5 protein-coding genes are annotated in these 4,828 nt (G+C 73.8%); 3 read left to right on the forward strand and 2 right to left on the reverse strand.

All coding sequences use genetic code 11. From position 1 onward, the window contains the following. From E1193_RS30140 to E1193_RS30150, 3 genes are all read left to right on the forward strand, one after another. A partial coding sequence (locus E1193_RS30140) for a glycosyltransferase family 4 protein (RefSeq protein WP_132186532.1) occupies positions 1-932 on the forward strand: 932 nt, incomplete at its 5' end. 74 nt (positions 933-1,006) lie between these two features. Further along, positions 1,007-2,179: a serine/threonine-protein kinase gene (locus E1193_RS30145; RefSeq protein ID WP_132186533.1), complete on the forward strand. Its 1,173-nt coding sequence runs from the start codon at positions 1,007-1,009 to the stop codon at positions 2,177-2,179. A gap of 190 nt (positions 2,180-2,369) precedes the next feature. Then, entirely contained in the window at positions 2,370-3,179 is an 810-nt protein-coding gene (locus tag E1193_RS30150; RefSeq protein ID WP_132186534.1) for a metal-dependent hydrolase, read from the forward strand. A gap of 46 nt (positions 3,180-3,225) precedes the next feature. Here the strand turns inward: E1193_RS30150 and E1193_RS30155 are convergent, their stop codons facing one another. Then, positions 3,226-3,819 (reverse strand): NTP transferase domain-containing protein, encoded by a 594-nt coding sequence (locus E1193_RS30155; protein ID WP_132186536.1) that lies wholly within the window; start codon positions 3,817-3,819, stop codon positions 3,226-3,228. A 211-nt stretch (positions 3,820-4,030) separates the two neighbouring features. Beyond that, a partial coding sequence (locus E1193_RS30160; protein ID WP_132186535.1) for a bifunctional 3'-5' exonuclease/DNA polymerase occupies positions 4,031-4,828 on the reverse strand: 798 nt, incomplete at its 5' end.

Here is a 4,828-nt window from a genome sequence, read left to right on the forward strand (position 1 = left end):
TGGACGTGCCGCTGGTGACCACCATCCACGCCACCGAGGCCGGCCGGCACCAGGGCTGGCTCCCCGAGGAGATGAACCGCACCATCCACGGCGTCGAACACTGGCTGGCCGGCGAGTCCGGCCGGGTCATCGCCTGCTCCGGGTACATGCGGGACCAGATCACCCGGCTGTTCGACGTGCCGGCTGCCCGGGTCGACGTGGTGCCGAACGGGGTCGACGACCGCGCCTGGCACGCCCGACCCCGGGCCGTCGCCTCGGCCCGGGCCCGGTTCGCCGGGGACGGGCCCCTCGTCGGGTACGCCGGGCGGCTGGTGTACGAGAAGGGCGTGCAGCACCTGGTGCGCGCCGTGCCGTCGCTGCGCGACCGGCACCCGGGGCTGCGGGTGGTGATCGCCGGCGACGGGCCGTACAAGGACGAGCTGGTCGACCAGGCGCGGCGCCTGCGCCTCGACGACACCGTCCGCTTCGCCGGTTTCCTGGACTCCACCCAACTTCCGGCCGTACTGGCCGCCACCGACGCCACCGTGATCCCCAGCCTCTACGAGCCGTTCGGGATGATCGCGCTGGAGGCCGCCGCGGCGGGCGCGCCGCTCGCCGTCGCCGACACCGGTGGGCTGGCCGAGATCGTGGAGCCCGGGGTGACCGGGGTGACCTTCCCGCACAGCGACCCGGACGCACTGGCCGGTGCGGTCGACCAGCTCATCGGTGACGAGGTCTTCGCCCGCCGGTTGGCCCGCCGCGCCCGCAACATGGTCAGTGAGCGGTACGGCTGGGCCACCATCGCCGCCCGGACGGCCGGCAGCTATTCCGCCGCCCGCCGCGAGCACGGGTCGTTCCAGGCCCGGCGGGCCGCCGCGCTGCTCGGCGGCGGCCGGTCCCGGATCTCCATCCCCGAGGGCAACCTGCTGGCGATGGACGGCGCCGTTTGCTGAGGCGGGCCGACAAGCGATAGGCCTACCCCGATCAATTGGCTACCGTGGTGCGTCAGCCAACGGTGGGGAGAACGGTGCAGCACGTGGTGGTCGCCGGCCGGTACCGGCTGGTGGAGCTGGTGGGCCGGGGCGGAATGGGTCGGGTGTGGCGAGCCCTCGACGAGGTGCTGCACCGTGAGGTCGCGGTCAAGGAGGTCCTTCCGCCGCACTGGCTGTCCGAGTCCGAGGGCGACGATCTGCGGCGGCGGACACTGCGCGAGGCACGTACCGCCGCCCGGCTCAACCACCCCAACGTGGTCCGGGTCTACGACGTCGTGCGGGTCGGCGGGCACCCGTGGATCGTGATGGAGTACGTCCCCTCCCGGACGTTGCAGGCCGTCCTGGACGACGACGGACCCCTGGACCCGGTCCGGGCCGCCGGCGTCGGGCGAGCGCTGCTGGCCGCGCTGCGCGCCGCCCACACCGCCAACGTGCTGCACCGGGACGTCAAACCGCAGAACGTGCTGGTGAGGCAGGACGGGCAGATCATGCTCACGGATTTCGGGCTGGCCACCTTCGACGGTGAGGACGGGGTGCTGACCCGCCCTGGCATGGTGCTCGGCTCGCCCCAGTTCGTCGCCCCGGAGCGCGCCGCCCAGGGGGTATCCAGCGTGGAGGCCGACCTGTGGTCCCTCGGCGCCACGCTGTACGCCGCCGTCGAGGGACGCCCGCCGTACGCCCGGGGTACCGCGATGGCCACCCTGGCGGCACTCGCCAATGATCCGCCTGATCCCGCCCCGCACGCCGGGCCGCTCGCCCCCGTGCTGGCCGGTCTGCTGTGCCGGGATCCCCGCCGGCGGATCGGCCACGACGAGGCCGATCGGCGGTTGGTGGCCGTCGAGCGTGACCCGGAACCGTCCGACGAGGCGGAGCCGACGACAGTGCTGCGGATCGAACGGCCGCCGCCCCCGCCGCCATGGCCCGGCGCGCCACGGCCGTCCGCCACCGGTCCGCGGACGACCTCCCCCGCGGCACCCTGGCCGTTCGGCGCGCCCGGCCCGTCGCACGCCGTGGTGCCCGGGCCGTTCCCCGCCGACCCGCCCTCGCCCTCGGCGCGGCGGGGGTCCGAGCCCGACCCCGCGCCGCGTGACGCGGCGGAGCCGGCCGACGACCCGGCGTCCGCCGCCCCGCCAACCGGCGACGATCCTGCGTCCGGCCGCGCCCGGCACTGGATCCGTCGCGGCCCTTGGCGGTGGGGCTGGTGGTGACGGCGGCACCCCGCTCTCCCGCGTCGACCACGGCCCTCCGTCGGCAGCCTGTTTCCTGGTGACCGGGGCGGGGCGCCACCCCGGTGCCGATCGTCCTCCCCTGTGGACGGTCGGGCGATTGCCCCGTCGTCGGCGGCTCTGGGACAGTGGCGTAGTTTGTCGATCAAGGACTTGGGGAGGGCGAGACGCCATGATGGGACCGTCCCACGCGCTGTCGGGCGCGGCGGTGTGGCTGACCGGCTCGTGGGCGCTGGACCAGTTCGCGGACTACCACCAGTCGCCGCTGGCGCTGGCGGTCGGCACCGCGGTCTGCGCCGGCGGGGCTCTCTTCCCCGACCTGGACCTTTCCGGCAAGGTCACCCGCAACCAGGGCGGCGCGACGGTGGCCCGCACCTTCGGCGTCTTCTCCCTGTTTCTCGCCGAGGTGATGGAGAAGCTCTCGCTCGGCGTCTACTACGCCACCAAGCTCAGTCGCGATCCCCGCCGCAACAACGGCCACCGGACCCTGACGCACACCATCCCGTTCACCGTCCTGGTCGGCTGGGGCACCACCGCGCTGTGCACGGCGTACGGCAAGTGGGCGGTGGTGGGCATCCTGTTCTTCATGATCGGGCTGGCCCTGCGTGGCCTGTTCGACCGGTGGGCGGAGCGGGCGGGCTGGGTGATCGTCACCCTCGCCTCGGCCGCCGCCGCCTGGTACACGTTCGCCAACCTGCCCGGCGACCGGGGCTATCCGATGATCGGGCTGGCCGTCGGGGTGGGTTGTTTCGTGCACATCCTCGGCGACATGATCACCAAGGCGGGGGTGCCGATCCTCTGGCCGATCCCGATCAAGCGCCGGATGTGGATGATGGTCGGCCTGCCGAACAGCATCGCGCTGCGCACCGGCAGCAAGGCAGAGGTCGTCGTGCTGCGTACCGCGCTGACCGTGCTCTCCGTGCTGGCCGCGATGGGCCTGATGGCGCCGTCGGTGCTGCAACGGTTCAACATCGAGGTCTGACCGGCCACCGCGACGGCTCGGTGCGGCTGCCGCGGAGCGGGGCGGGTCAGGCGCCGACCCGCTGCGGCGGGACGGTCAGGCCGTAGAGCGCCATCAGCTCCGGGGTGTCCACCCGGTTGCCGTCGGCCACCGAATCGCAGGCGATGTCGACGATCTGGTCCTTGTGCGCCAGCAGGTAGGGTCGCGCGCCGACATCCGCGCTGGCCAGTGTCGCGATGCCCGGCCAGTGCCGCCGGCCGAAGAGCATCGGGTAGCCGCGCAGCCCGTCGTAGGTGGCGCAGACCAGCACGTCCGGGTACGGCAGCGCGGCGACCCGGCGTACGGCGGCGGCGGTCAGGCCGGGCATGTCCACCGGGACCACCACGACCGCCTCGATCCCCTCGTCGGTGAGCGCGGCCAGGCCGGCCCGGATGGAGGAACCGACCCCGGTGCCCCAGGCCCGGTTGACAACCACGGTGGCCCGGGACAGGTCGGCGGTCTGGCGCACCTGGTCGGCGGCAGCGCCCAGGACGACCACGATCTGCTCGCAGCCCGCCTCGGTCATCGTGTCGACCATCTGGTCCACCAGGGGCCTCTCCCCCTGATGGAGCAGGGCTTCCGGGCCGCCGATCCGGCGCCCCCCACCCGCCGCGATGATCATCCCTGCGATCCGGTTCAGCGGTGCCACCTCCGTCGTGAAGACGGACCGAGCAGGGCTGCCCGGTCCGTTGCGCACACCGGGCACAACGACGACCCCGGGCACGGAGTAGCGGGGCAAATCGCCATATTCTAGATAGGTTTCCCGCCACCACCTGGTCTGACCGTGACCAGCACGGCCGGCACCGCCCGCGACTCAGAACGACCGTGGCCGGTCACGCCGCGTCGGCGTAGCAGTCGACGACGGACAGGTCCAGCGGAAACCGGACCGGGGTGTCGCCGAACAGCAGCGCCGACGCACGCGCGCCGGAGAGGGTCACCGCTTTGGCAATCACGTCCGCCTGCGCGGCGGGACAGTGCACGATCACCTCGTCGTGCTGGAAGAAGACCAGCTCCGCCCCGGTGCCGGCCAGCTCGCCGCGGAGCGTGGCGAGCAGAATGGAGGCCCACTCCGCTGCGGTGGCCTGGATGACGAAGTTGCGGGTGAATCGGCCCCGGGAGCGGGCTGCCCGGGCCCGCGGCGACTGCGGGTCGCCGCCGGGTTCCTGGTCGGCGTCATCGCCGTCGGCGAAGCCCGCCGTCCCGGGCGGGCACGTCCGCCCCAACCAGGACCGCACCAGGCCGCCCGCCTCGCCGGTGCGGGCCGCCGCCTCGACGTAGGCGAAAGCGGTCGGGTAGTGACGCCGGAGCACCGCCAGGGCGGGGACCGCCATCCCCCCGGTCTGGCCGTACATCGCCCCCAGCAACGCCAGCTTGGCCCGTGCCCGGTCCCCACCGAAGGCGTCCTGGGCCAGGGCGGCGTAGAGGTCCCCCGCCGCGCCGGCCGTGGCGAGCCGGGCGTCGCCGGAGACCGCGGCGAGCACCCTCGGCTCCAACTGGCCGGCGTCGGCGACCACGAACCGCCAGCCCGGGTCGGCCACCACCGCCCGACGGATCACCTTCGGGATCTGCAACGCTCCCCCACCCCGGGTAGCCCACCGGCCCGAGACGACCCCGCCCGGCACGTACTCGGG

The organism is Micromonospora sp. KC606, from assembly GCF_004348675.1.
GTDB lineage: Bacteria > Actinomycetota > Actinomycetes > Mycobacteriales > Micromonosporaceae > Micromonospora.

Excerpts from the sequence above, each read along its gene's own strand:
- E1193_RS30150 (WP_132186534.1), top strand. The coding sequence starts at position 2,370 with ATGATGGGACCGTCCCACGCGCTGTCGGGCGCGGCGGTGTGGCTGACC.
- E1193_RS30155 (WP_132186536.1), bottom strand. The coding sequence starts at position 3,819 with ATGATCATCGCGGCGGGTGGGGGGCGCCGGATCGGCGGCCCGGAAGCC.